General features: G+C 68.7%; 36 protein-coding genes. 35 read left to right on the top strand and 1 reads right to left on the bottom strand.

Going from position 1 to position 23,498, the window contains the following annotated elements; translation table 11 throughout:
• Positions 1-59 precede the first annotated feature (59 nt).
• Both CcI49_RS16400 and CcI49_RS16395 read left to right on the top strand, forming a co-directional pair.
• On the top strand, positions 60-359 hold the full coding sequence (locus CcI49_RS16400) for a type II toxin-antitoxin system CcdA family antitoxin (RefSeq protein WP_054570425.1): 300 nt from the start codon (positions 60-62) through the stop codon (positions 357-359).
• Positions 356-793 carry a PIN domain-containing protein gene (locus tag CcI49_RS16395; RefSeq protein ID WP_054570426.1) on the top strand — a complete coding sequence of 146 codons (438 nt, stop codon included), beginning with the start codon at positions 356-358 and terminating at the stop codon, positions 791-793. The genes CcI49_RS16400 and CcI49_RS16395 overlap by 4 nt, the downstream gene beginning before the upstream one ends.
• On the opposite strand, the gene mug is transcribed toward CcI49_RS16395, so the two are convergent.
• Entirely contained in the window at positions 770-1,339 is a 570-nt protein-coding gene (gene mug / locus CcI49_RS16390) for a G/U mismatch-specific DNA glycosylase (protein WP_076827764.1), read from the bottom strand. The genes CcI49_RS16395 and mug overlap by 24 nt on opposite strands.
• Before the next feature lie 1,180 nt (positions 1,340-2,519).
• Between mug and rpsL the strand changes: the two genes are divergently transcribed.
• The 33 genes from rpsL to rpsD all read left to right on the top strand — a co-directional run bounded on the left by rpsL (position 2,520) and on the right by rpsD (position 23,313).
• The gene (gene rpsL / locus CcI49_RS16385; protein WP_009740532.1) at positions 2,520-2,894 is read left to right on the top strand and encodes a 30S ribosomal protein S12; all 375 of its coding nucleotides are present in this window, start codon (positions 2,520-2,522) and stop codon (positions 2,892-2,894) included.
• Positions 2,894-3,364 (top strand): 30S ribosomal protein S7, encoded by a 471-nt coding sequence (gene rpsG / locus CcI49_RS16380; protein WP_006539128.1) that lies wholly within the window; start codon positions 2,894-2,896, stop codon positions 3,362-3,364. Before rpsL ends, rpsG begins: the two co-directional genes overlap by 1 nt.
• A 6-nt stretch (positions 3,365-3,370) precedes the next feature.
• Entirely contained in the window at positions 3,371-5,467 is a 2,097-nt protein-coding gene (fusA, locus tag CcI49_RS16375) for an elongation factor G (protein ID WP_054570427.1), read from the top strand.
• 101 nt (positions 5,468-5,568) lie between these two features.
• Positions 5,569-6,762, top strand: coding sequence for an elongation factor Tu (gene tuf / locus CcI49_RS16370; RefSeq protein WP_054570428.1), 1,194 nt, complete (start codon positions 5,569-5,571; stop codon positions 6,760-6,762).
• Positions 6,763-7,059: 297 nt separating this feature from the next.
• A complete protein-coding gene (gene rpsJ, locus CcI49_RS16365) occupies positions 7,060-7,368 on the top strand; it encodes a 30S ribosomal protein S10 (protein WP_006539131.1) in 309 nt (102 codons plus the stop codon).
• 18 nt (positions 7,369-7,386) lie between these two features.
• A complete protein-coding gene (rplC, locus tag CcI49_RS16360) occupies positions 7,387-8,100 on the top strand; it encodes a 50S ribosomal protein L3 (RefSeq protein ID WP_054570429.1) in 714 nt (237 codons plus the stop codon).
• Positions 8,097-8,816, top strand: a complete 720-nt coding sequence (gene rplD / locus CcI49_RS16355) for a 50S ribosomal protein L4 (protein ID WP_054570430.1) — start codon at positions 8,097-8,099, stop codon at positions 8,814-8,816. Before rplC ends, rplD begins: the two co-directional genes overlap by 4 nt.
• Positions 8,813-9,109, top strand: coding sequence for a 50S ribosomal protein L23 (rplW, locus tag CcI49_RS16350; protein ID WP_006539134.1), 297 nt, complete (start codon positions 8,813-8,815; stop codon positions 9,107-9,109). The genes rplD and rplW overlap by 4 nt, the downstream gene beginning before the upstream one ends.
• A gap of 58 nt (positions 9,110-9,167) precedes the next feature.
• Entirely contained in the window at positions 9,168-10,001 is an 834-nt protein-coding gene (rplB, locus tag CcI49_RS16345; RefSeq protein ID WP_006539135.1) for a 50S ribosomal protein L2, read from the top strand.
• A 63-nt stretch (positions 10,002-10,064) separates the two neighbouring features.
• On the top strand, positions 10,065-10,346 hold the full coding sequence (gene rpsS, locus CcI49_RS16340) for a 30S ribosomal protein S19 (protein ID WP_006539136.1): 282 nt from the start codon (positions 10,065-10,067) through the stop codon (positions 10,344-10,346).
• Positions 10,339-10,761, top strand: coding sequence for a 50S ribosomal protein L22 (gene rplV / locus CcI49_RS16335; RefSeq protein ID WP_054570431.1), 423 nt, complete (start codon positions 10,339-10,341; stop codon positions 10,759-10,761). The genes rpsS and rplV overlap by 8 nt, the downstream gene beginning before the upstream one ends.
• Complete coding sequence (gene rpsC / locus CcI49_RS16330; RefSeq protein WP_054570432.1) at positions 10,761-11,723, top strand: 30S ribosomal protein S3; 963 nt, start codon at positions 10,761-10,763, stop codon at positions 11,721-11,723. The genes rplV and rpsC overlap by 1 nt, the downstream gene beginning before the upstream one ends.
• Before the next feature lie 5 nt (positions 11,724-11,728).
• Positions 11,729-12,145, top strand: a complete 417-nt coding sequence (gene rplP, locus CcI49_RS16325; RefSeq protein WP_054570433.1) for a 50S ribosomal protein L16 — start codon at positions 11,729-11,731, stop codon at positions 12,143-12,145.
• Entirely contained in the window at positions 12,145-12,396 is a 252-nt protein-coding gene (rpmC, locus tag CcI49_RS16320) for a 50S ribosomal protein L29 (protein ID WP_054570434.1), read from the top strand. Before rplP ends, rpmC begins: the two co-directional genes overlap by 1 nt.
• A gap of 20 nt (positions 12,397-12,416) precedes the next feature.
• Positions 12,417-12,716, top strand: a complete 300-nt coding sequence (rpsQ, locus tag CcI49_RS16315) for a 30S ribosomal protein S17 (RefSeq protein WP_054570435.1) — start codon at positions 12,417-12,419, stop codon at positions 12,714-12,716.
• A 238-nt stretch (positions 12,717-12,954) separates the two neighbouring features.
• The gene (gene rplN / locus CcI49_RS16310) at positions 12,955-13,323 is read left to right on the top strand and encodes a 50S ribosomal protein L14 (protein WP_006539142.1); all 369 of its coding nucleotides are present in this window, start codon (positions 12,955-12,957) and stop codon (positions 13,321-13,323) included.
• Positions 13,324-13,335: 12 nt separating this feature from the next.
• Positions 13,336-13,653 (top strand): 50S ribosomal protein L24, encoded by a 318-nt coding sequence (gene rplX / locus CcI49_RS16305; RefSeq protein WP_035950362.1) that lies wholly within the window; start codon positions 13,336-13,338, stop codon positions 13,651-13,653.
• 29 nt (positions 13,654-13,682) lie between these two features.
• Positions 13,683-14,252: a 50S ribosomal protein L5 gene (rplE, locus tag CcI49_RS16300; protein WP_076827557.1), complete on the top strand. Its 570-nt coding sequence runs from the start codon at positions 13,683-13,685 to the stop codon at positions 14,250-14,252.
• 3 nt (positions 14,253-14,255) lie between these two features.
• Positions 14,256-14,441, top strand: a complete 186-nt coding sequence (locus tag CcI49_RS16295) for a type Z 30S ribosomal protein S14 (RefSeq protein ID WP_006539145.1) — start codon at positions 14,256-14,258, stop codon at positions 14,439-14,441.
• 135 nt (positions 14,442-14,576) lie between these two features.
• Positions 14,577-14,984, top strand: a complete 408-nt coding sequence (rpsH, locus tag CcI49_RS16290) for a 30S ribosomal protein S8 (protein ID WP_054570437.1) — start codon at positions 14,577-14,579, stop codon at positions 14,982-14,984.
• Between the two features lie 12 nt (positions 14,985-14,996).
• Positions 14,997-15,533 (top strand): 50S ribosomal protein L6, encoded by a 537-nt coding sequence (gene rplF, locus CcI49_RS16285; RefSeq protein ID WP_054570438.1) that lies wholly within the window; start codon positions 14,997-14,999, stop codon positions 15,531-15,533.
• Positions 15,534-15,543: 10 nt separating this feature from the next.
• A complete protein-coding gene (rplR, locus tag CcI49_RS16280; protein ID WP_054570439.1) occupies positions 15,544-15,918 on the top strand; it encodes a 50S ribosomal protein L18 in 375 nt (124 codons plus the stop codon).
• A gap of 29 nt (positions 15,919-15,947) precedes the next feature.
• Positions 15,948-16,556 carry a 30S ribosomal protein S5 gene (rpsE, locus tag CcI49_RS16275; protein ID WP_006539149.1) on the top strand — a complete coding sequence of 203 codons (609 nt, stop codon included), beginning with the start codon at positions 15,948-15,950 and terminating at the stop codon, positions 16,554-16,556.
• Positions 16,556-16,741 carry a 50S ribosomal protein L30 gene (gene rpmD, locus CcI49_RS16270; RefSeq protein WP_006539150.1) on the top strand — a complete coding sequence of 62 codons (186 nt, stop codon included), beginning with the start codon at positions 16,556-16,558 and terminating at the stop codon, positions 16,739-16,741. Before rpsE ends, rpmD begins: the two co-directional genes overlap by 1 nt.
• Positions 16,741-17,238 carry a 50S ribosomal protein L15 gene (rplO, locus tag CcI49_RS16265; RefSeq protein WP_006539151.1) on the top strand — a complete coding sequence of 166 codons (498 nt, stop codon included), beginning with the start codon at positions 16,741-16,743 and terminating at the stop codon, positions 17,236-17,238. The genes rpmD and rplO overlap by 1 nt, the downstream gene beginning before the upstream one ends.
• A 350-nt stretch (positions 17,239-17,588) precedes the next feature.
• Positions 17,589-18,881: a preprotein translocase subunit SecY gene (gene secY / locus CcI49_RS16260; RefSeq protein ID WP_054570440.1), complete on the top strand. Its 1,293-nt coding sequence runs from the start codon at positions 17,589-17,591 to the stop codon at positions 18,879-18,881.
• Positions 18,881-19,534: an adenylate kinase gene (locus CcI49_RS16255; RefSeq protein WP_006539153.1), complete on the top strand. Its 654-nt coding sequence runs from the start codon at positions 18,881-18,883 to the stop codon at positions 19,532-19,534. The genes secY and CcI49_RS16255 overlap by 1 nt, the downstream gene beginning before the upstream one ends.
• A 395-nt stretch (positions 19,535-19,929) precedes the next feature.
• Entirely contained in the window at positions 19,930-20,769 is an 840-nt protein-coding gene (gene map / locus CcI49_RS16250) for a type I methionyl aminopeptidase (protein ID WP_054570441.1), read from the top strand.
• A 330-nt stretch (positions 20,770-21,099) separates the two neighbouring features.
• Positions 21,100-21,321: a translation initiation factor IF-1 gene (infA, locus tag CcI49_RS16245; protein ID WP_006541558.1), complete on the top strand. Its 222-nt coding sequence runs from the start codon at positions 21,100-21,102 to the stop codon at positions 21,319-21,321.
• Positions 21,322-21,376: 55 nt separating this feature from the next.
• Positions 21,377-21,490 (top strand): 50S ribosomal protein L36, encoded by a 114-nt coding sequence (gene rpmJ / locus CcI49_RS16240; RefSeq protein ID WP_003956441.1) that lies wholly within the window; start codon positions 21,377-21,379, stop codon positions 21,488-21,490.
• Positions 21,491-21,771: 281 nt separating this feature from the next.
• A complete protein-coding gene (rpsM, locus tag CcI49_RS16235; protein ID WP_006541559.1) occupies positions 21,772-22,152 on the top strand; it encodes a 30S ribosomal protein S13 in 381 nt (126 codons plus the stop codon).
• 91 nt (positions 22,153-22,243) lie between these two features.
• Positions 22,244-22,648: a 30S ribosomal protein S11 gene (gene rpsK, locus CcI49_RS16230; protein ID WP_006541560.1), complete on the top strand. Its 405-nt coding sequence runs from the start codon at positions 22,244-22,246 to the stop codon at positions 22,646-22,648.
• A 35-nt stretch (positions 22,649-22,683) separates the two neighbouring features.
• Complete coding sequence (gene rpsD, locus CcI49_RS16225) at positions 22,684-23,313, top strand: 30S ribosomal protein S4 (protein ID WP_006541561.1); 630 nt, start codon at positions 22,684-22,686, stop codon at positions 23,311-23,313.
• Positions 23,314-23,498: the final 185 nt, after the last annotated feature.

Genomic DNA, 23,498 nt, shown 5'->3' with positions numbered 1-23,498 from the left:
CGTGTCACGGGGCGTGCGCTCGGGGTGGGATCACAGTAGGATCACAGTAGGATTGATCCATGACGGTGGCGGTGTTGGAAATGAGCAGGCTCCAGCCAGGCGTCTCCGGCTCGTCGGCCAAGCGCAAGGTCTCGATCACGCTGGACGCGGACCTCGTCGCCGAGCTGGAGGCCACCGGGGAGAACCTCTCGGCACAGGTCAACCTGGCGCTGCGGGACGAACTGCACCGGCGGCGGCGTCAGCGGGCCCTGGCGGCCCTCGTCGACCGCCTCGACGCCGAGGCGCCCGAGCGTGATCCGGCGGCGGACGAGCGGGAGACCGAGGGCTACATGCGGCTGCTCGGGGGTCCGTCGGCGTGAGGCTCGTGCTGGACGCGGAGGCGGTCAACGCGCTGCTCCAGCGCGACCACCGCAGCCGTGCTCAGGTCCGGAACTGGCTGCGGGCGGCGGCGCGGCTCGACCGCGACGTCGTCGTGCCCTCCGCTGTCCTCGCCGAGCTCTACCGCGGCGCGGGCCGCAGCGCCGCGGTGGACGCCCTGCTCGCCCGGGATGCCGAGGCGCTGTGCCTGCGCGACACCGACCGCTCGATGGCCCGGCTCGTCGGCGCGGTGCTGGCCCAGGCCGGGCTCGGTTCCCGGTATCTCGCCGACGCGCACGCGGTGGCCGCCGCTGTCGAGGCCGGTGGTGGTGTGATCCTCACCGGCGACGCGTCGGATCTCGGCCGGCTGGCCGATCCCTATCCCACCGTCACGGTGGAGAGCCTCGGCGGCTCAGCCGGGCGGGAGCGGGCCTGACCCGCTCACCGCCTCGCGCAGCTCGCCGTAGACGCGCACCAGGTCCGGGAGCTGATAGTGGGCGTTGAGGCCGCTGGGGTTCGGCAGCAGCCATGCGCCGGCCGGGCCGAGGCGCTCCGCCTGCCGGCCCACCTTCGCCRCCCGCCGGCCGAAGCCGATGCGGTAGGCGGCCAGCCCCAGGAATGCCACCCACTCCGGCTGGACCCGTTCCACCAGCGCGGTGAGGGTTGCCACGCCCGCCCGCACCTCGCCGTCGTCGATCTCGTCGGCACGCGCCGTGGCCCGGTGCACCAGATTGGTGATGCCGATGCCGCAGCCCCGCAGTTCGTCGGTCTCCGATGGATGCAGCCGTCTGGGGGTGAAGCCGGCCAGGTGCAGGACCGGCCACAGTCGATTGCTCGGCGTCCCGAAATGGAATCCGGTCGCTCCGGACTCCAGCGACGGGTTGATGCCGCACAGCAGCACCCGGGTCTCGGGGCCGACGAGGTCGGGGACGGTCCTGCCGTAGGCGGCGAGCACCTCCGCACGGCTGGGCCGGGCCGGCAGCTCCCGCTGGCGGGTTGCCGTGCCGGCCGTGTCGCCTGCGCCGCCTGTGCCGGCCGTGTCGCCTGTGCCGCCTGTGCGGGCCGCGCCGGGCGTCGGGGCGGCGGTCGGTGGCTCGGAGGCGGCGGGAAACGACGGAGAACTGCGCACGGTGCCATCCTTCACCTCGGCGCCGCCCAGCCATCCGACGGGCCGGGCGAAGGACCGGGGATCGCGGTTACAAGAAATGGCTCCGCGCCGTAGCCGCCGCTGGCTGCCGCCGCTGTTACGCGGCCGCCGCCAGGCAGGAGTCGAGGATTTCGGCTGTTCTGAGGTCCGCACGGCCGTCGTCCGTCATCGGTTCCACCGGGCCTTTCAGCGCTGGCCGGCCGGGTCTGGTTCCGGTGTCCAGGCCGGCCGGGGCTCTGCGGGCGAGGAATCGGCCGCTCCGGCGAGTCACGGCTGACAGGGGCGTCCTGGGGTGGATCGGGCGGCTCGGCCTGGACCGGGGCGGCTTGGGTGAGCTGGGCAGCCGTGGCGAGTCGCGACGAGAACCACGAGTCATCGGCCCGTCGGCAACGACCGGGATGACCACCGGCGACGGCCGGGACGAGCAGTGCCGGTCGCAAACATTCCAACAACACTCGCGGGCAACACGGCAGAAAGACACCGGTAGCGCACCGATGATCGGACCCGTCGGTGTGGGCCTTGCGGTGGACGGAGAAGCCGCAGGCCAGGGCATCGGTTGCCCGATCCCGGGTGTCGTGGTCGTCGGCTGATACCCCGTTCGACACTTGACGCGGGCGTGGAGTAATGTTGGTGCCTGTGGCTGGAGCCCACGTGGCTCTGGCGTGTGTCCTGCGCCCTGTCGTGGCGCCGTGGCGCCGAGAACCAGCCGCTAGGTTCCTGCTGGACTGAGGTCCGCATGAACCGGGCGGCCAGGTGATCAGGCAGCCGTCGGTGACTGTCAGGTTCGGGCCGACTGGCAGTCGGGTGGGCGCGCTCCTTCTGGGACAGTTCGGATCATCCGAATCGTTCGGAAGGTGCGACACGCCCGACCGCGTGGGTCGGCAGAGGGGCACACCGGCGCTCACACTCCGTGCCAGACGGCCAGGAGCGGCACCGTTACACAGCAGGCAGACAGGCCGGCCATCCGGGATGGCTGCCGACGAGTACGACGAGGCACGAAGGAACGGGAGCGGCGTTGCCCACGATCCAGCAGTTGGTCCGCAAGGGCCGGCAGGACAAGGTCGAGAAGACCAAGACCCCGGCACTCAAGGGGAGCCCGCAGCGTCGTGGCGTGTGCACCCGCGTCTACACGACCACGCCCAAGAAGCCGAACTCGGCGCTGCGCAAGGTCGCTCGAGTCCGGCTGAACAGCGGGATCGAGGTCACCGCCTACATCCCCGGGGTTGGTCACAACCTGCAGGAGCACTCGATCGTCCTGGTGCGCGGTGGCCGAGTGAAGGACCTTCCGGGCGTTCGCTACAAGATTGTCCGTGGCGCTCTCGACACGCAGGGCGTCCGTAACCGGAAGCAGGCTCGCAGCCGCTACGGCGCGAAGAAGGAGAAGGGCTGATGCCGCGCAAGGGGCCCGCGCCCAAGCACGCCGTCGTTGTCGACCCGGTCTACGGCTCGCCGCTGGTGACCGCTCTGGTCAACAAGGTGCTGCTGAGCGGCAAGAAGTCGGTGGCGGAGCGCATCGTCTACGGCGCGCTCGAGGGCGCCAAGAACAAGACCGGCAACGACCCGGTCGTCACGCTCAAGCGCGCGTTGGACAACGTCAAGCCCACCCTTGAGGTGCGCAGCCGCCGAGTCGGTGGCGCCACCTACCAGGTGCCGGTCGAGGTTCGCGCGGGCCGCAGCACCACGCTGGCTCTGCGCTGGATCGTCGGGTACGCCCGTGGCCGTCGTGAGAAGACGATGACCGAGCGTCTGATGAACGAGCTGATCGACGCGAGCAACGGCCTCGGCGCGAGCGTGAAGCGCCGGGAGGACACCCACAAGATGGCGGAGTCCAACAAGGCCTTCGCCCACTACCGCTGGTAAGCCATCATGTCTGCTGACGTACGTGCCGCGCTGGCCGCGACCCGCAACATCGGGATCATGGCCCACATCGACGCGGGCAAGACCACGACCACCGAGCGGATCCTCTACTACACCGGTGTGAACTACAAGATCGGTGAAGTCCACGAGGGTGGCGCCACGATGGACTGGATGGAGCAGGAGCAGGAGCGGGGGATCACCATCACCTCCGCCGCCACCACCTGCTCGTGGCGCGATCACACCATCAACATCATTGACACTCCGGGCCACGTCGACTTCACCGTCGAGGTGGAGCGGTCGCTGCGGGTCCTCGACGGTGCGGTCGCCGTGTTCGACGCCGTCGCCGGCGTCGAGCCGCAGAGCGAGACGGTGTGGAAGCAGGCCGACCGCTACGACGTCCCGCGGATCGCGTTCGTCAACAAGATGGACCGGGTCGGCGCCGAGTTCCACCGCTGCGTCGACATGATGATCGACCGGCTGGACGCGACGCCCGCCGTCATCCAGCTGCCCTGGGGTGTCGAGGCCGACTTCCGCGGCGTGATCGACCTGATCCGCATGAAGGGCCTGCTCTGGCACACCGAGGACAAGGGCGCCTCGTACGAGACGGTCGACATCCCCGAAGACCACGCCGAAGCCGCGCAGGAATGGCGGGAGAAGCTGGTCGAGACCGTCTCCGAGAACGACGACGAGCTCATGGAGCTCTACCTCGAGGGCGTCGAGCCCACCGAGGAGCAGCTCATGGCGGCGCTGCGGCGGGCGACCGTCAGCAGCAAGATCAACCCTGTGCTCTGCGGTTCCGCGTTCAAGAACAAGGGCGTCCAGCCCATGCTCGACGCGGTCATCGACTTCCTGCCCTCGCCGACCGACATCGGCTCGGTCACCGGCCACTCGGTCGGTAACGAGGACACCGAGGTCGTCCGCAAGGCCGACGAGAGCGAGCCGTTCTCCGCTCTCGCCTTCAAGATCATGTCGGACCCGTACGTCGGCAAGCTGACCTACATCCGGGTGTACTCCGGCAAGATCAGTGGTGGTTCCGCGGTCCTGAACTCGACCAAGGACCGCAAGGAGCGGATCGGCCGCATCCTCCAGATGCACGCCAACCACCGGGAGGACCGCGAGGGCGCGGGCGCCGGCCAGATCGTCGCCGTGGTGGGCCTGAAGAACACCACCACCGGTGACACGCTGTGCGACCCGAACTCGCCGGTCATCCTCGAGTCGATGATCTTCCCTGCCCCGGTCATCGACGTCGCCATCGAGCCGAAGACCAAGGCCGACCAGCAGAAGCTGGGCACCGCGATCCAGCGTCTCGCCGAAGAGGACCCGACCTTCCAGGTCCGCACCGACGAGGAGACCGGCCAGACGGTCATCGCCGGGATGGGCGAGCTGCACCTCGACGTCCTGGTCGACCGGATGCGCCGCGAGTTCGGTGTCGAGGCCAACGTCGGTAAGCCGCAGGTGGCCTACCGGGAGACCATCCGCCGCAAGGTGGAGAAGGTCGACTACACCCACAAGAAGCAGACGGGTGGCTCCGGTCAGTACGCCCGCGTGATCATCGACCTCGAGCCTTCCGGCGGCGACGGCGGCGGTTACGAGTTCTCGAACAAGGTCACCGGCGGTCGCATCCCCAAGGAGTTCATCCCCTCGGTGGACGCCGGCTGCCAGGAGGCCATGGAGTTCGGCGTCCTGGCCGGCTACCCGCTGGTGGACGTCAAGGTCACCCTGCGGGACGGTCAGTTCCACGAGGTGGACTCCTCGGAGCTCGCCTTCAAGATCGCCGGCTCGATGGCCTTCAAGGACGCGGCGCGCAAGGCTGACCCGGTCATCCTCGAGCCGCTGATGTCGGTCGAGGTCACGACACCCGAGGACCACATGGGTGACGTGATCGGCGACCTGAACTCACGCCGTGGGCAGATCCAGGCGATGGACGAGCGAGGCGGTTCCCGCATCGTCAAGGCCCTGGTCCCGCTCTCGGAGATGTTCGGGTACGTCGGCGACCTGCGTTCGAAGACCTCCGGTCGGGCGAGTTACTCGATGCAGTTCGACTCCTATGCCGAGGTTCCCGCGAACGTCGCCAAGGAGATCATCGCGAAGGCAAGGGGCGAGTAGTCAGGCCTTCCAAGCGGGCCCCGTGCCGGCACCACTGACGACAGTGCCGGCCCACTGACGACGAGACACGCACGACACCACCCGTCCTTGGAGGGACACCAGTGGCGAAGCAGAAGTTCGAGCGGACCAAGCCGCACGTCAACATCGGCACCATCGGTCACATCGACCATGGCAAGACGACGCTGACGGCAGCCATCACCAAGGTTCTGCACGACGCGCACCCGGACCTCAACCCCTTCACGCCGTTCGACCAGATCGACAAGGCGCCGGAGGAGAAGGCCCGCGGTATCACGATCTCGATCGCGCACGTCGAGTACCAGACCGACGCGCGGCACTACGCGCACGTCGACTGCCCCGGCCACGCCGACTACATCAAGAACATGATCACCGGTGCCGCGCAGATGGACGGCGCGATCCTGGTGGTCTCGGCGACCGACGGCCCGATGCCGCAGACGAAGGAGCACGTGCTCCTCGCCCGCCAGGTCGGCGTGCCTTACATCGTCGTCGCGCTGAACAAGGCCGACATGGTCGACGACGAGGAGATCCTCGAGCTCGTCGAGCTCGAGGTCCGGGAGCTCCTGAACACCTACGAGTTCCCCGGCGACGACGTGCCGGTCATCCGCGTCTCCGCGCTCAAGGCGCTGGAGGGCGACAAGGAGTGGGGCGCGAAGCTCCTCGAGCTCATGGCGGCGGTGGACGAGTCCATCCCCGAGCCCGAGCGTGACATCGACCGGCCGTTCCTCATGCCGATCGAGGACGTCTTCACGATCACCGGTCGTGGCACGGTCGTCACCGGCCGTATCGAGCGTGGAATCGTCAAGGTCAACGAGACCGTCGAGATCGTCGGTATCAAGGACGCGACCACGACGACGACCGTGACCGGCGTCGAGATGTTCCGCAAGCTGCTCGACGAGGGCCAGGCCGGTGACAACGTCGGTCTGCTCCTGCGTGGCATCAAGCGCGAGGACGTCGAGCGCGGCCAGGTCATCGTCAAGCCGAAGTCGATCACCCCGCACACGGTGTTCGAGGCGCGCGTCTACATCCTCAACAAGGACGAGGGTGGGCGGCACACGCCGTTCTTCAAGAACTACCGGCCGCAGTTCTACTTCCGCACCACCGACGTGACCGGCGTCGTGACCCTCCCCGAGGGCACCGAGATGGTCATGCCGGGCGACAACACCGAGATGACGGTCGAGCTCATCCAGCCGATCGCCATGGAGGAAGGTCTGCGCTTCGCCATCCGCGAGGGTGGCCGGACCGTCGGCGCGGGCCAGGTTCTGAAGGTCATCAAGTAGTAGCGGCGGGCGGCGGGTGCCCCACGGGGCCCCGCCGCCCGCTCTTGCTGCCCGGCGGCACGCCGGGGCGACTCCGATCGCCCCGGGTCAGCGCGAGACCGGGCACGGAAGTTGCCTGCGGGCCGCGTTGCGGAACCGATAGGCGTCAGACAAGGCGGTACACCCGGCACGAATCCGGCCCGGCCGGGCAGGCCGTCGATCCCGACGGCAGCCCGCGCCGCGCAGCGCCGGACAGGTCGACGGGGACCCGGTAGTGATACCGGCCGGACGAGACAGACAGGACAGGCGAAGCCCACCATGGCGGCACAGAAGATCCGCATCCGGCTCAAGGCCTATGACCACGAGGTCATCGACAGCTCGGCGCGGAAGATCGTCGAGACCGTGACGCGTACCGGTGCGCAGGTCGCGGGTCCGGTGCCGCTGCCGACGGAGAAGAACGTCTACTGCGTCATCCGGTCGCCGCACAAGTACAAGGACAGCCGCGAGCACTTCGAGATGCGGACGCACAAGCGGCTGATCGACATCCTTGACCCGACGCCGAAGACGGTCGACTCGCTGATGCGCCTCGACCTGCCCGCCGGCGTGGACATCGAGATCAAGCTGTAAGAGGGGCCGGCGCCAGTCATGCTCAACCGCAATTACAGAGGGCTCCTGGGCACCAAGCTCGGGATGACCCAGGTATGGGACGCGAACAACCGCGTCGTGCCGGTCACCGTCATTCAGGCCGGCCCCAACGTCGTGACTCAGGTCAAGACGCTCGACAACGACGGCTACTCCGCCGTCCAGCTCGGCTTCGGCGAGATCGACCCGCGTCGGATCAACAAGCCGCTGCGAGGCCACTTCGAGACCTCCGGGGTCACCCCCCGGCGGCACCTGGTGGAGCTCCGCACGGCGGACGCCGGCAACTACCGGGCCGGCCAGGAGCTGACCGGTGAGCTGTTCGACGCCGGTCAGGTCGTCGACGTCACCGGCACCTCCAAGGGCAAGGGCTTCGCCGGTGTCATGAAGCGGCACGGCTTCAAGGGCCTGGGCGCCGGTCACGGCGTCGAGCGCAAGCACCGCTCCCCGGGATCGGTCGGTGGCTGTGCCACCCCGGGCCGGGTCTTCAAGGGCCTGCGGATGGCCGGTCGGATGGGGCACGCCCGGGTCACCGTGGCCGGGCTGACCATCCACGCCGTGGACACCGAGCGTGGTTTTCTGCTGATCAAGGGTGCGGTCCCCGGCCCCGACGGCGGTCTGGTCTTCGTGCGCAGCGCGGCCAAGCGGCCCGCGCCGGAGCCGCTCGCTCCGGTGGCCGAAGGTGCGACCGCTGGCACCGCTGAGGAGGCCTCGGCATGAGCGCGACGGCAACAGTGACTGAGGAAGCCTCCGTCGAGGTGGATGCGCCGGTCGACCGCACGGTCCCGGTGCACGCGCCGGCGGGTGGCGACGCGGGCAGCGTCGAGCTGCCGGGCGCCGTCTTCGACGTGCCGCTCAACGTGCCGCTCATCCACCAGGTCGTGGTGGCGCAGCTCGCCGCGGCACGACAGGGCACGCACTCCACCAAGACCCGCGGCGAGGTTCGCGGTGGTGGTCGCAAGCCGTACCGCCAGAAGGGCACCGGCCGGGCGCGGCAGGGTTCGCTGCGTGCGCCGCAGTTCACCGGTGGTGGAATCGTCCACGGCCCGACGCCGCGCAGCTACGAGCAGCGCACGCCCAAGAAGATGAAGGCCGCCGCGCTGCGCGGGGCCCTGTCCGACCGGGCCCGCAACGACCGGGTGCACGTGGTCTCCGCACTGGTCGCCGGCGACGCGCCGTCCACGAAGGCCGCCTTCAAGGCGCTGACCAGCCTGGTCGACGCCCGCCGGGTGCTGGTCGTCGCGCAGCGTTCGGACGAGCTGACCTGGCTCAGCCTGCGCAACGTCGAGGCCGTGCACCTGCTCGACCCGGGCCAGCTCAACACGTACGACGTGCTGGTGAGCGACGACGTGGTGTTCACCGAGGGCGCGCTCGCCGCGTTCCTCGCGCGTGGCTCCCGTCCGGCGATCTCGGCCGGCGAGCAGGAGGACAAGTGATCCCCGACCCGCGTGACATCATTCTTCGCCCGGTCGTCTCCGAGAAGAGCTACGGCCTGCTCGACGAGAACGTCTACACGTTCATCGTCCGCCCCGACGCCAACAAGACGCAGATCAAGCTCGCCGTGCAGAAGATCTTCAACGTGCGGGTCACCAGCGTCAACACGATCAACCGGCAGGGCAAGCGCAAGCGGACCAAGTCCGGCTGGGGACACCGCCCGGCCACGAAGCGTGCGCTCGTGAGCCTCGCGCCCGGTGACACCATCGAGATCTTCGGAGGCCCCGGTGCCTGACACCCGCGTGGGGCTCACCCGGGTGCCGCACAGCCCGGCGTCGGATCGGAAGTAGAGCATGGGTATTCGTAGGTACAAGCCGACGACGCCGGGGCGTCGTGGGTCGAGCGTCGCCGACTTCGTCGAGATCACCCGTGATCACCCCGAGAAGTCCCTCGTCCGGCCGCTGCACTCCAAGGGCGGTCGTAACGTCCACGGGCGGATCACCACCCGGCACCAGGGCGGTGGCCACAAGCGCGCCTACCGGCTCATCGACTTCCGCCGGGACAAGGACGGCGTGCCGGCCAAGGTCGCGCACATCGAGTACGACCCGAACCGCACCGCGCGCATCGCGCTGCTGCACTACCTGGACGGCGAGAAGCGCTACATCCTCGCCCCGGTGAAGCTGCGCCAGGGCGACATGGTGAGCTCGGGCGTCGGCGCCGACATCAAGCCGGGCAACGCCCTGCCGCTGCGCAACATCCCGACCGGCACCGTGGTGCACGCGATCGAGCTGCGCCCCGGCGGCGGCGCCAAGATCGCCCGCAGCGCCGGCGCCAGTGTGCAGCTCGTCGCCAAGGACGGCCCGTACGCCCAGCTCCGGATGCCCTCCGGTGAGATCCGCAACGTCGACGTGCGCTGCCGCGCGACCGTCGGCGAGGTCGGCAACGCCGAGCAGAGCAACATCAACTGGGGCAAGGCCGGCCGTATGCGCTGGAAGGGCCGTCGGCCCACCGTGCGTGGTGTCGCCATGAACCCGGTCGACCACCCGCACGGTGGTGGTGAGGGCAAGACCTCCGGTGGCCGCCACCCGGTCAACCCGAAGGGCCGTCCCGAGGGCCGGACCCGGCGGACCAAGAAGTCCAGCGACGCGATGATCGTACGTCGGCGCAAGCAGAACAGGCGGCGGTAACAATGAGCGTGCCGGCCACCTCGATCCACCCCCACCACTGAGCAGGAAGGAGGAGACACAGCCATGCCACGCAGTCTTAAGAAGGGCCCGTTCGTCGACGACCACCTGCTCAAGAAGGTGGACGCCCAGAACGAGAAGGGCACCAAGCACGTCATCAGGACCTGGTCGCGACGCTCGACCGTGATCCCCGACATGCTGGGCCACACCATCGCCGTGCACGACGGCCGCAAGCACGTCCCGGTGTTCATCACCGAGGGCATGGTCGGCCACAAGCTTGGCGAGTTCGCCCCGACGCGCACGTTCCGCGGGCACGTCAAGGAGGACCGGAGGTCACGTCGTGGCTGACGACCTCGTCGAGGGCCTGACCCGCGCCGGCCTGCCCGGAGCCAAGGCGACCGCCCGGTACGTCCACACCTCCCCGACCAAGGCGCGCCGGGTCGTCGACCTGGTCCGCGGCCGGGCGGCCGGCGAGGCGCTCGACATCCTGCGGTTCGCCCCGCAGGCCGCGAGCACCGACGTCTACAAGGTCGTCGCGAGCGCGGTGGCGAACGCCGAGAACAACCACTCCCTGGACCCGGCGACGCTGTGGATCAGCGCCGCCTACGTCGACGAGGGGCCGACGCTCAAGCGCATCCGGCCCCGCGCGCAGGGCCGTGCGTACCGGATCCGTAAGCGCACCAGCCACATCACGGTCGTGGTGGAGAGCCGGGAACCGGTCGCGACGGGCGCCGGCGCCAGGACGACAAGGAGGGCCCGGTAGTGGGGCAGAAGGTAAACCCGCACGGGTTCCGACTTGGCATCACGTCGGAGTTCACCTCCCGCTGGTACGCCGACAAGCAGTACAAGGCGTACGTCGGTGAGGACGTCAAGATCCGCAAGATGATGTCCCGCGGTATGGAGCGGGCCGGCATCAGCCGCGTCGACATCGAGCGCACCCAGGGCCGGCTGCGGGTGGACATCCACACCGCCCGTCCGGGCATCGTGATCGGTCGTCGCGGCGCCGAGGCCGACCGCATCCGCGGTGACCTGGAGAAGCTCACCGGCAAGCAGGTGCAGCTCAACATCCTCGAGGTCAAGAACCCCGAGACCGACGCGCAGCTCGTCGCCCAGGGCGTCGCCGAGCAGCTGTCCAGCCGGGTCAGCTTCCGGCGGGCGATGCGCAAGGCGATGCAGTCGGCGATGAAGGGCGGCGCGAAGGGCATCCGGGTTCAGTGCTCGGGCCGCCTGGGCGGCGCCGAGATGAGCCGGTCGGAGTTCTACCGCGAGGGCCGGGTGCCGCTGCACACGCTGCGTGCGGACATCGACTACGGCTTCTACGAGGCCAGGACGAACTTCGGCCGCATCGGCGTGAAGGTCTGGATCTACAAGGGCGACGTCGTCCAGAGCCGCGCGGAGCGGGAGGCGCAGGAGGCGCTGCTTCGTCAGCAGCGTCGCGACCGTCCGCGCCGTGGCCCGCGCTCGGGTTCGTCGGGCACCACGCAGGGCGGTACGGACGCCGGCCGGGCGGCTGCCCGCGCGGGTGAGCGCCGCGGTCGTGGCGGCAGCGGCGGAGCCGGTGGCGCAGCGGCGGAGAAGGCGTCGGGCGAGAAGACCTCGGGCGAGAAGACCGCGACCGAGAGCACGCCGGCCAGCCCGGCGGCGCCCGAGGCGGTCGCGCCCGAGGTGACGTCGGCCCCGGTGGTCGCCGAGGCCCAGGGCGCGCCGGAGAAGGCGGAGGGTTAGGAAACATGCTCATTCCCCGGAAGGTCGCGCACCGCAAGCAGCACCACCCCAAGCGGACGGGCGCGGCCAAGGGCGGCACGAGGATCGCCTTCGGCGAGTACGCGATCCAGGCCTTGGAGCCGGCCTACGTGACGAACCGGCAGATCGAGTCGGCGCGTATCGCGATGACCCGGCACATCCGGCGTGGTGGAAAGGTCTGGATCAACATCTACCCGGACCGTCCGCTGACCAAGAAGCCGGCCGAGACCCGGATGGGTTCCGGTAAGGGCTCGCCGGAGTGGTGGGTTGCCAACGTCAAGCCCGGACGCATCATGTTCGAGCTGTCCGGTGTCCAGGAGCCCGTCGCCCGTGAGGCGATGCGCCGCGCCATCCACAAGCTGCCGATGAAGTGCCGTTTCGTGACCCGTGAGGGTGGTGCCTGATGGCCGTCACGACAGCGGACGATCTGCGCGCCCTGTCCGCCGGCGAGCTGGTGGACAAGTTGCGGGAGGCCAAGGAGGAGCTGTTCAACCTCCGGTTCCAGGCCGCGACTGGTCAGCTGCGCAACAACCGGCGGCTGCGCGACATCCGTCAGGACATCGCGCGGATCTACACGGTTATGCGCGAGCGTGAGCTCGGGCTGAGCGATGACCCGGCCGTCGCGTTGGACGACGCCGGCACGGATCGGGCGTGAGCGCAGTGAGCGGAGAAGAAGTGAGCACGGAAAGCAGCACCACCGCTGCCGCCACCGACGAGGCCGCCGCGCGGGGTTTCCGCAAGGTGCGTGAGGGTCTGGTGATCAGCGACAAGATGGAGAAGACGGTTGTCGTCGCGGTCGAGGACCGGGTCCAGCACCCGCTCTACGGCAAGACGATCCGTCGTACGAAGAGGGTCAAGGCGCACGACGAGGCCGGCACCGTCGGTGTCGGCGACCGCGTTCTGCTGATGGAGACGCGGCCCCTGTCGGCCACCAAGCGCTGGCGGGTCGTCGAGGTCCTCGAGAAGGCCAAGTAGGTCCGAGGCGGCCTGATGGCAGTGGTGGCGCGGGTCGTGATCGGCGCGCGCCACCACAGCCCGGCGGTGATCGGCCCGGCAGTGATCCGGATTCTCTCGCCGGATCCGGCCCCGAGGGTGCCGTGACCACGGGGACGGCCGGCCGGGTGCCGGCGCGAGGCGGTGCCGCACCACAGGCGGCCCTCATCGCCTCGTACGAGGGATTGCAACGGCGGCAACGGGTGATCAGGAGCGGAAAGTGATTCAGCAGGAGTCGCGACTTCGGGTCGCCGACAACACCGGAGCCAGGGAGATTCTGTGCATCCGGGTTCTCGGCGGCTCTGGGCGTCGTTACGCGGGGATCGGCGACATCATCGTCGGAACGGTGAAGGACGCCCTGCCCGGCGCCGGCGTGAAGCGCGGCGACGTGGTCAAGGCGGTCGTGGTGCGCACCACCAAGGAGCGGCGGCGGCCGGACGGCTCCTACATCCGGTTCGACGAGAACGCGGCGGTCCTCATCCGAGACGGGGGAGACCCCCGCGGTACCCGCATTTTCGGCCCGGTCGGCCGTGAGCTGCGGGACAAGCGTTTCATGAAGATTATTTCGCTGGCGCCGGAGGTGCTCTAGACCGTGGCCGGTTTGAAGATTAAGAAGGGCGACACGGTCCAGATCATCACTGGCAAGGACCGGGGCCTCAAGGGCAAGGTCATCCGGGCTCTCCCCGACCAGAACAAGGTCGTCGTCGAGGGCGCGAACCGGATCACGAAGCACACCCGGGTCCAGCAGAGCGCACGTGGCTCGCAGTCCGGGGGAATCGTCACCCAGGAAGCGCCGATCCACGTGAGCAACGTGATGATCGTCGATCCGTCGGATGGCAAGCCGACCCGTGTCGGTTACCGCATCAACGAGGACGGCACCAAGGTCCGGATCTCGCGCCGCACCGGTGCCGAGCTCTAGGCCCCCGGCGCAAGGCTAGGAAACGAGACATGAGTGTGACCACGGAAGCCCGGCCGGTCCCTCGGCTGAAGCAGCGGTACCGCGAGGAGATCTCCCCGGCTCTGCGGGAGCAGTTCTCCTACGGCAACGTCATGCAGATCCCAGGCGTGGTGAAGGTCGTCGTCAACATGGGTGTCGGCGACGCCGCCCGGGACGCGAAGCTGATCGACGGAGCCACCCGGGACCTCACGGCCATCACCGGCCAGAAGCCGGCGATCCGTCGGGCCAAGAAGTCGATCGCCCAGTTCAAGCTGCGCGAGGGCCAGCCAATCGGGGCGAAGGTGACCCTGCGCGGTGACCGGATGTGGGAGTTCCTCGACCGCCTGGTCTCGATCGCGCTGCCCCGCATTCGCGACTTCCGCGGGCTGTCGCCCAAGCAGTTCGACGGCGCGGGCAACTACACGTTCGGTGTGACCGAGCAGTCGATCTTCCACGAGATCGACATCGACAAGATCGACCRGGTCCGCGGTATGGACATCACGGTCGTGACCACCGCGACCAACGACGACGAGGGCCGGGCGCTGCTGCGCGCGCTGGGCTTCCCGTTCCGGGAGAGCTGAGAGATGGCGAAGAAGGCGCTGGTCGAGAAGGCCGCCCGCAAGCCCAAGTACGCCGTGCGTGGCTACACCCGCTGCCAGCGGTGTGGCCGCCCGCGCTCGGTCTACCGGGTGTTCGGGCTGTGCCGGGTGTGCCTGCGGCAGATGGCCCACCGGGGCGAGCTGCCGGGCGTCACCAAGAGCTCCTGGTAGTAGACGGAGCTCAGGGCAGTTGGAAGGAGCTCCCGGGGGGTTACCCGGGGCTCCTGGTAGTACCCACACGATCGCGGTAGGCCCGACCGGCTCCGGTGCGAGCACCGGGAACCGCCGTGAGAAAGGCGTCAAGCCATGACGATGACTGATCCGATCGCGGACATGCTCACCCGTGTCCGCAACGCCAACCGGGCTTATCACGACCGGGTGGTGATGCCGCACAGCAAGATCAAGACTCACATCGCCGAGATCCTCCAGCAGGAGGGTTACATCACCGGCTGGCACGTCGAGGACGCACCGCCGGGCGCGGTCGGCAGGACTCTGATCGTCGACCTCAAGTACGGCCCGAACCGGGAGCGTTCCATCGCGGGCGTGAAGCGGATCAGCAAGCCGGGTCTGCGCGTCTACGCGAAGTCGACGAATCTGCCGAAGGTCCTTGGCGGCCTGGGTGTCGCAATCATCTCTACCTCGTCGGGGCTGCTGACCGACAGGCAGGCCGGCAAGCGGGGCGTGGGCGGGGAAGTCCTCGCCTACGTCTGGTAAGGAAGGCGAACGATGTCACGGATCGGGCGCCAGCCCATCAGTGTTCCCAGCGGCGTCGAGGTGACTCTCGATGGCCCGACGGTGACGGTGAAGGGCCCCAAGGGGACCCTGAGTCACACTGTCGTCGAGCCGATCGAGGTCGCCCGCGAGGACGGTCAGATCGTCGTCAGCCGGCCCAACGACGAGCGGCGTAGCCGCGCTCTGCACGGCCTCACCCGGACGCTCGTCTCCAACATGGTCGTCGGGGTCACCACCGGTTACTCCAAGACGCTGGAGATCGTCGGTGTCGGTTACCGAGTCCAGGCCAAGGGCTCGGATCTGGAGTTCGCTCTCGGCTACAGCCACCCGGTTCCGGTGAAGGCGCCCGAGGGCATCCGGTTCGAGGTGCAGGCCCCGACCCGCTTCGTCGTGCACGGCATCGACAAGCAGCTGGTCGGCGAGGTCTCCGCCAAGATTCGCGGGCTGCGCAAGCCGGACCCCTACAAGGGCAAGGGCGTGCGCTACCAGGGCGAGGTCGTTCGCCGCAAGGTCGGGAAGACCGGGAAGTAGGTAGACAGACATGGCAGTGAGCCTCAGCGCCAGCGCGCGTCGGCGGACGGCCAAGCTCCGCCGCCACGTTCGTGTGCGCAAGAAGGTGTCGGGCACCCCGGTCCGCCCGCGTCTCGTCGTCACCCGGTCCTCGCGGCACATCTACGCCCAGGTCATCGACGACGTCGCCGGGCACACGTTGGCCTCGGCCTCCACGCTGGAGGACGGTCTGCGCGCCTCCGAGGGAGACAAGAGCGCCAAGGCCCGCGAGGTCGGCCGCCTCGTCGCGGAGCGTGCCCGCGCCGCCGGGATCGAGGCCGTGGTGTTCGACCGCGGTGGTCGCACCTACCACGGCCGGATCGCCGCGTTGGCGGACGCGGCCCGCGAAGGCGGGCTGAACTTCTGATGACCACAGCTACTAGGGAGATGTTCTAGATGCCAGGCCAGCAGCGCCGCGGAGGCGGCTCCGGCGGTTCCGACCGCCGCGAGCGCCGCGACCGTTCGGGCGGTGGCCCGGCGCAGGAGAAGACCGCTTATGTCGAGCGGGTCGTCGCCATCAACCGGGTGGCGAAGGTCGTGAAGGGCGGGCGCCGCTTCAGCTTCACGGCGCTCGTCGTCGTCGGTGACGCGGACGGGACCGTCGGCGTCGGCTACGGCAAGGCCAAGGAGGTCCCGGCGGCTATCGCCAAGGGGGTCGAGGAGGCCAAGAAGCACTTCTTCAAGGTTCCGCGGATCGGCTCCACCATCCCGCACCCGGTGCAGGGTGAGGACGCCGCCGGTGTCGTGCTGCTCAAGCCGGCCTCGCCGGGTACCGGTGTCATCGCCGGTGGCCCGGTGCGTGCGGTGCTGGAGTGCGCCGGTGTGCACGACGTGCTGTCGAAGTCGCTGGGGTCCTCGAACCCGATCAACATCGTGCACGCGACCGTCGCGGCGCTGCGCGGGCTGATGCGGCCTGAGGAGATCGCCGCTCGTCGTGGGCTGCCGCTGGAGGACGTCGCTCCGCCGGCTATGCTTCGCGCGCGGGCGGCTGGGGTCGGTGCGTAATGGCGAAGCTGCGCATCACCCAGATCCGCTCCGAGATCGGCGGAACCCGCAACCAGCGTGAGACGCTGCGGACGCTGGGCCTGCGCCGTATCAACGGCAGCACTGTTCGTGAGGATCGTCCCGAGGTTCGTGGGATGATCGCTACCGTGACCCATCTCGTGCGGGTCGAGGAGGTGGACTCCTGATGGCCGAGCAGACGCTCGAGAAGGCGGATTCCGCCGGTGCCCAGGAGCCCCGTGCGCTCGGGCTGAAGGTCCATCACCTTCGCCCGGCGCCTGGTGCCCACAAGAAGAAGCAGCGGGTGGGCCGCGGTGAGGGCTCCAAGGGAAAGACCGCGGGGCGTGGTACGAAGGGTTCCAAGGCCCGTAAGCAGGTTCCGGCCCGCTTCGAGGGTGGCCAGATGCCACTGCATATGCGGGTTCCGAAGCTGAAGGGCTTCCGTAACCGTTTCCGTACCGAGTACCAGGTGGTGAACGTCGCCACGATCGAGGAGCTGTTCCCCGAGGGTGGCACGGTCGGCGTCGACGAGCTGGTGGCCGCCGGCGCCGTCCGCTCGAAGTCGTTGGTGAAGGTCCTCGGCGACGGGGAGATCGGCGTGGCCGTTCAGGTCACCGCGCACGCTTTCTCCGGCTCGGCCAAGCAGAAGATCGAGGCCGCCGGCGGCAGCGTCACCCAGGTCTGACAGCGCCTCGGGACGGGCGTACCCACGCCCGTCCCGAGGCGTTCGTGCTTTGCCGGGCCGCGCGGCGAGGTGGTTGTAAGCACATCTCGCCGCGTGACCCGGGCAGGACAGGCCACTGTACGGATACCGGCACACGCCGGCTCGGCAGTGGTTTGGGCTTGGCGTGGTTTGGCAGTGGTTTGCGCACCGGGATCCCGGTACACCAGTGCCTACCGCGCGTGATGTCCGGACGAGTGAGCCTCAGGTGCTGTTAGAGTCGCCTCACCGCGTACGGTCTGCTTCCAGGGCCGCCGGAGATCTGCACCAAACGCCGCGCCGTCCCGTCAGCCGTAGGAACAGCAGGAGGAGACGTGCTCACCGCCTTCACGCGGGCCTTCCGCACGCCCGACCTGCGGAAGAAGCTGCTCTTTACCGCAGGCATCGTCGTCCTGTTCCGGCTGGGCAGCGTCATGCCGTCGCCCGGCGTCTCCACAGCGGCGGTGAACTCCTGTCTGGATGCGGCCAGCGAGGACAGCAGCAACGTCTACTCGCTGATCAACCTGTTCAGCGGTGGCGCACTCCTGCAGCTGTCGGTCTTCGCGCTCGGCATCATGCCGTACATCACGTCGAGCATCATCATCCAGCTGCTCGTCGTGGTCATCCCGCGGCTTGAGCAGCTGAAGAAGGAAGGCAGTTCGGGTGAGCAAAAGCTCACTCAGTACACCCGTTATCTGACGATCGCGCTGGGGGTTCTGCAGGCCACCGGCATCGTGGCGCTGGCGCGCAGCGGTCGGCTCTTCCCGAGCTGCAGCGCCGCCATCATTCCGGACACCAGCCTCTTCCGTATCGCCACCATCGTGATCACGATGACCGCCGGCACGTCGGTCATCATGTGGATGGGCGAGCTGATCACGGCCCGCGGCGTGGGTAACGGCATGTCGCTGCTGATCTTCACCTCGATCGCCGCGCAGCTGCCCTCGCAGGGCGGGCGCATCCTCCAGGTCGCCGGCGGCCTCGTCTTCGGCCTGGTGATCCTGCTGGGCCTCGCGATCGTCGTGTTCGTCATCTTCGTCGAGCAGTCGCAGCGTCGGATCCCCGTCCAGTACGCGAAGCGCCTCATCGGGCGCCGCATGTACGGCGGGACCTCTACCTATCTGCCGATCAAGGTGAACCAGGCCGGCATCATCCCGGTCATCTTCGCCTCGTCGCTCCTTCAGCTCCCGCAGCTGCTGGGCCAGGTGTGGAGCAACCAGACATTCCAGGATTTCGAGCAGCGCTACCTCTCCCGCGGCGACCACCCGCTCTATCTCGTGGCCTACGGCGCGCTGATCATCTTCTTCACGTACTTCTACGTCGCGATCACCTTCAATCCGACGGAGGTCGCGGACAACATGAAGAAGTACGGCGGGTTCATCCCGGGGATCCGGCCCGGCCGCCCGACGGCCGAATACCTGGACCACGTGCTGTCCCGCATCACCCTCCCTGGCTCGTTGTTCCTGGGGGTCATCACGGTGTTGCCGTTGGCGCTTCTCAACCTGACCAAGGACCAGCCCTTCCCGTTCGCTGGTACGTCGGTGCTGATCATGGTGGGAGTGGGGCTGGAAACCGTGAAACAGATTGAAAGCCAGCTGATGCTGCGCAACTACGAAGGATTCCTCCGGTAGTGCGCCTCGTACTGGTCGGACCGCCCGGTGCAGGTAAGGGAACGCAGGCCGCCTTCATAGCCCAGGCGAGGTCCATTCCGAAGATCTCGACCGGTGACATCTTCCGGGCGAACGTGCGCGAAGGCACCGAGCTGGGTGTCCTGGCGAAGACCTACATGGATGCCGGTGACCTCGTCCCCGACGAGATCACCATCGGTATGGTGCGCAACCGGCTCGCCGAGGACGACGCGGTCAAGGGCTTCCTCTTGGACGGCTTCCCCCGCAACGTGCCGCAGGCCGAGGTGCTCGGCGGCATGCTGGACGAGATGGGCACCCGCCTCGACGTCGTGCTTGAGCTCGTCGTCGACGACGACGAGGTGGTGCGCCGGCTCTCCGGTCGTCGCACCTGCCGCAACTGCGGGCACATCTGGCATCTCGACTTCGATCCGCCCCGCGACGAAGGGGTCTGCGACCGCTGCTCGGGTGAGCTGTTCCAGCGGGACGACGACCGTTCGGAGACCGTTCGCCACCGCCTGGAGGTGTACGCGGAGCAGACAGCTCCACTCGTCGCCTACTACGCGGCCAAGGGCGTTCTCATCGGTATCGACGCGACCGGGCCGGTGGACAACGTGACCGATCGCGCCTTGGACGCGCTGCGCCACTACGCCGACTGACCCCACTGCGCCGACTGACGCCACTGTGCCGACTGATCCGCGTCGGCGGACCCTGCCGGCGGATGAGCGGGCCGACTGCTCGGGCTGGAGCAGTCGGCACCTGCGCGGGGCGCCTGGTCACGAACCGGGCGGCCCGGACTCGACCGCGGCCACGTCGCGGCGGCTCCGGGCGGTTATCGTCGAGGAAGAGGTGGGGCCTGTCGGCGCGGAAGCCAGTTTCCGCGGGGCCTGGCTCGCCTCCCGGCGCCGGGAGGCGATGACCAGGCCTGCGGAGCCGAGCCGGCCGGCCAGGGCCCACCGGCCCTGCCCCGTGGCGGCACGCCCCCAGTGGGACTGACGGCTCGGCTGGGTTGCTGAACAGGGCGAACACTACTGAGGACGGGACCGGTCAGACCGTGGCACGACGAGAGCATGTCCAGATCAAGACGGCATCTGAGATCGCCAAGATGCGGGTGGCCGGGCTGCTCGTCGCGAAAACCCTGGCCAAGCTGCGGGAAGCGGTCGCGCCCGGGGTTACCACGGCCGATCTGGACGAACTCGCGGAGAAGACGATCCGGGCCGACGGCGGCATTCCGTCCTTCAAGGGCTACGCCCACCCGCCCTACCCCGCGTCGATCTGCAGCTCGGTGAACAACGAGGTCGTGCATGCGATCCCGAGCCGGCGGCGGGTGCTGCGCGAGGGTGACATCGTCTCGATCGACTGCGGAGCGATCGTCGACGGCTGGCACGGAGACTCGGCGATCACCGTCCCCGTCGGCGAGGTGGCCCCCGAGGTGCTCGACATGCTGCGGGTCTGTGACGAGGCGCTGTGGCGGGGCCTGGCGGCCGCCCAGCTCGGCGGCAGGCTGACCGACATCAGCAACGCGGTGGAGCGCCACATCACCCCGCATGGCTACGGCATCGTGGACCACTACGGCGGTCACGGCATCGGCACGGAGATGCACCAGCCGCCGCACGTGCTGAACTACGGCCGGCCTGGGCGTGGCCTGAAGCTGGTCGAGGGGGTGGCGCTGGCCATCGAGCCGATGATCACTCTCGGTTCGCCGGACACGGTGATTCTCTCGGACGAGTGGACGGTCGCGACGAAGGATGGGTCGCTCGCTGCCCACACCGAACACTCGGTGGCGGTGACTCCGCGTGGGCCGTGGGTCCTGACCGAGCCGGATGGCGGCGTGGCGCGCTTCGCCGCGCTCGGTGTGGCCTGCGGCCAGCCGGCTGACGCCCCGACCGGCTGACGCCCCGGCCGACGCCGCGCGGCCGCCGGGACGCCACGGCTCGCGGACGCCTCGACGGGTTGGTGGCCCCGGGATGGTCGACGGTCACGAGGGCGCGGGCTGAGGTCGGCGGGCCCCCTGTTGGCCCTTGACGGGCCGGGCACGTACACTCAGGAGTCGACGGTCTCAAGCGTTGTCGGTGTTCGTCGTTCACACGGCGAGCCCGCGCGGTGACCTGGCGCGATGATCTCGCGTGGTGCTCTCTGGGGTGCGGCGCCGGTCCATACGGGTCAGGGTCCATCAGGGGCAGGGTCCGTCATCCCAAGCGTCGACGTCAGGACAGCGGAGGACATGCCGAAGAAGGACGGGGCCATCGAGATCGAAGGCCGAGTAGTGGAGCCGCTCCCGAACGCGATGTTCCGGGTGGAGCTCCAGAACGGTCATCGCGTTCTCGCCCACATCAGTGGCAAGATGCGCCAGCACTACATCCGTATCCTCCCGGAGGACCGGGTGGTGGTGGAGCTCTCGCCATACGACCTGTCCCGCGGTCGCATCGTCTACCGCTACAAGTAGTCGTCATCCCACCAGCAAGCGCGGCCCACAGCTGCGTGTGGAGGTTCTCGCGGCCGTGAAGGTCAAGCCGAGCGTCAAGAAGATCTGCGACAAGTGCAAGGTGATCCGCCGTCACGGGCGTGTCATGGTCATCTGCGACAACCTGCGTCACAAGCAGCGCCAGGGCTGATGACTGGGCGTTTTCCGTCGTCGACCCGGCGCTGCGGCCCCATGGCCGTGCACCTCGAGATGGAAAACGCTCACTGGCGGCGGGCCTGAGCTCGCCGCCGACAACCGGCAGGTTCGCAGCCTGCCAGCAGAAGCGACACCAGACCGCATCATGCGGTTCCACCCCCGGTCGGAGGCCGGGGCCTCGTCGACTACGGGCTGATTTTCGCCGTCAAGGTGTGGTCGTCCCGGCGAGGAGGGTGTCGCCCGAGACCTCCGGATGCAGGAAGGAACCATCGCGTCATGGCACGCCTGTCAGGTGTCGACCTTCCCCGCGAGAAGCGGGTCGAGATCGCACTGACCTACATCTTCGGGATCGGCCGTAGCCGTTCCAAGGAGACTCTCGCCGCCACCGGCGTCAACCCGGACACCCGGGTTCGCGACCTCACCGACGAAGAGGTCCAGAAGCTCCGGGAGTGGATCGACGCGAACTACCGCGTCGAGGGTGACCTCAACCGCGAGATCAAGCAGGACATTCGCCGCAAGATGGAGATCGGCTGCTACCAGGGTCTCCGTCACCGCCGCAACCTTCCCGTCCACGGCCAGCGGACGCACACCAACGCGCGTACCCGCAAGGGCCCGCGCCGCGCCATCGCCGGGAAGAAGAAGGCCGGCAAGAAGTAGTCATCGGTTCCGCTCGGGCCACTTTCGCTTTCGCGCCGGCCCGGGCGTCACGACCGCTGACCGACGACCTCGTAGACGGAGACCACGGGTTATGCCTCCCAAGACACGCGCCGCCGGCGTCAAGAAAGTCCGGCGCAAGGAAAAGAAGAACGTCGCCCACGGGCACGCTCACATCAAGAGCACGTTCAACAACACGATCGTCTCGATCACGGACCCCAGTGGCAACGTGATCTCCTGGGCCTCGGCCGGCCACGTCGGCTTCAAGGGCTCCCGCAAGTCCACCCCGTATGCCGCGCAGATGGCCGCTGAGAACGCGGCCCGCAAGGCGCAGGAGCACGGGATGCGCAAGGTTGACGTCTTCGTCAAGGGCCCCGGCTCCGGCCGGGAGACCGCGATCCGTTCGCTGCAGGCCGCTGGCCTGGAAGTCGGCGCGATCCAGGACGTCACCCCCACCCCGCACAACGGCTGCCGCCCGCCGAAGCGTCGCCGGGTCTGAGCTCCGCGCCAGGGATACGAGAGAGAAGGACGAGCATGGCCCGTTACACCGGCGCGGACTGCAAGCGTTGCCGCCGCGAGAAGACGAAGCTGTTCCTCAAGGGCAGCAAGTGCGAGACCCCGAAGTGCCCGATCGAGATCCGGCCGTACCCGCCGGGCGAGCACGGCCGCGGGCGCACCAAGGACTCCGAGTACCTGCTCCAGAAGCGCGAGAAGCAGAAGTGCGCGCGCATCTACGGCGTCCTGGAGAAGCAGTTCCGGGGCTACTACGACGAGGCGAACCGCCGTGCCGGCAAGACCGGTGACGAGCTGCTGAAGATCCTCGAGTCCCGGCTCGACAACGTGGTTTACCGGGGTGGCTTCGCGCCGTCCCGCGACGCCGCGCGCCAGGCTGTCCGGCACGGTCACGTGCAGGTCAACGGGCGCAAGGTCGACATCCCGAGCTACCGGGTCACCGAGAACGACATCGTTGAGATCGCGCCGAAGTCGCGTGAGCTCACGCCGTTCATCGTGGCCCGTGAGACCGCGGGGACCGGGCGTACCGTCCCGCCGTGGATCGAGGCCATCCCGAGCCAGATGCGGCTGCTCGTCCACTCGCTGCCCGCGCGCCAGGTGATCGACACCCAGGTGCAGGAGCAGCTGATCGTCGAGCTTTACTCGAAGTAGTCGTGAGATCCGGCGCCGGCCCTGTGCCGGCGCCGGATTCGCGTCGGCACCCGGTCCGGGGGCTTGTCCCGGCCTGTTGGCGACCGGGCGTACTGTTGACAGGCACGGGGATGGACCGATGTCCCTGTGTCAACCCCCGTTGGGGGCTTCCACGGCGTCATATGGCGGTCGCCGTGTCCGGAAGG

The sequence above is a fragment of the Frankia sp. CcI49 genome (genome assembly GCF_001983215.1).
GTDB classification, from domain to species: Bacteria; Actinomycetota; Actinomycetes; order Frankiales; family Frankiaceae; genus Parafrankia; species Parafrankia irregularis.
The sequence above is the reverse complement of the archived record's forward strand: the minus strand, read 5'-3'. Positions and strand labels throughout refer to the sequence as shown.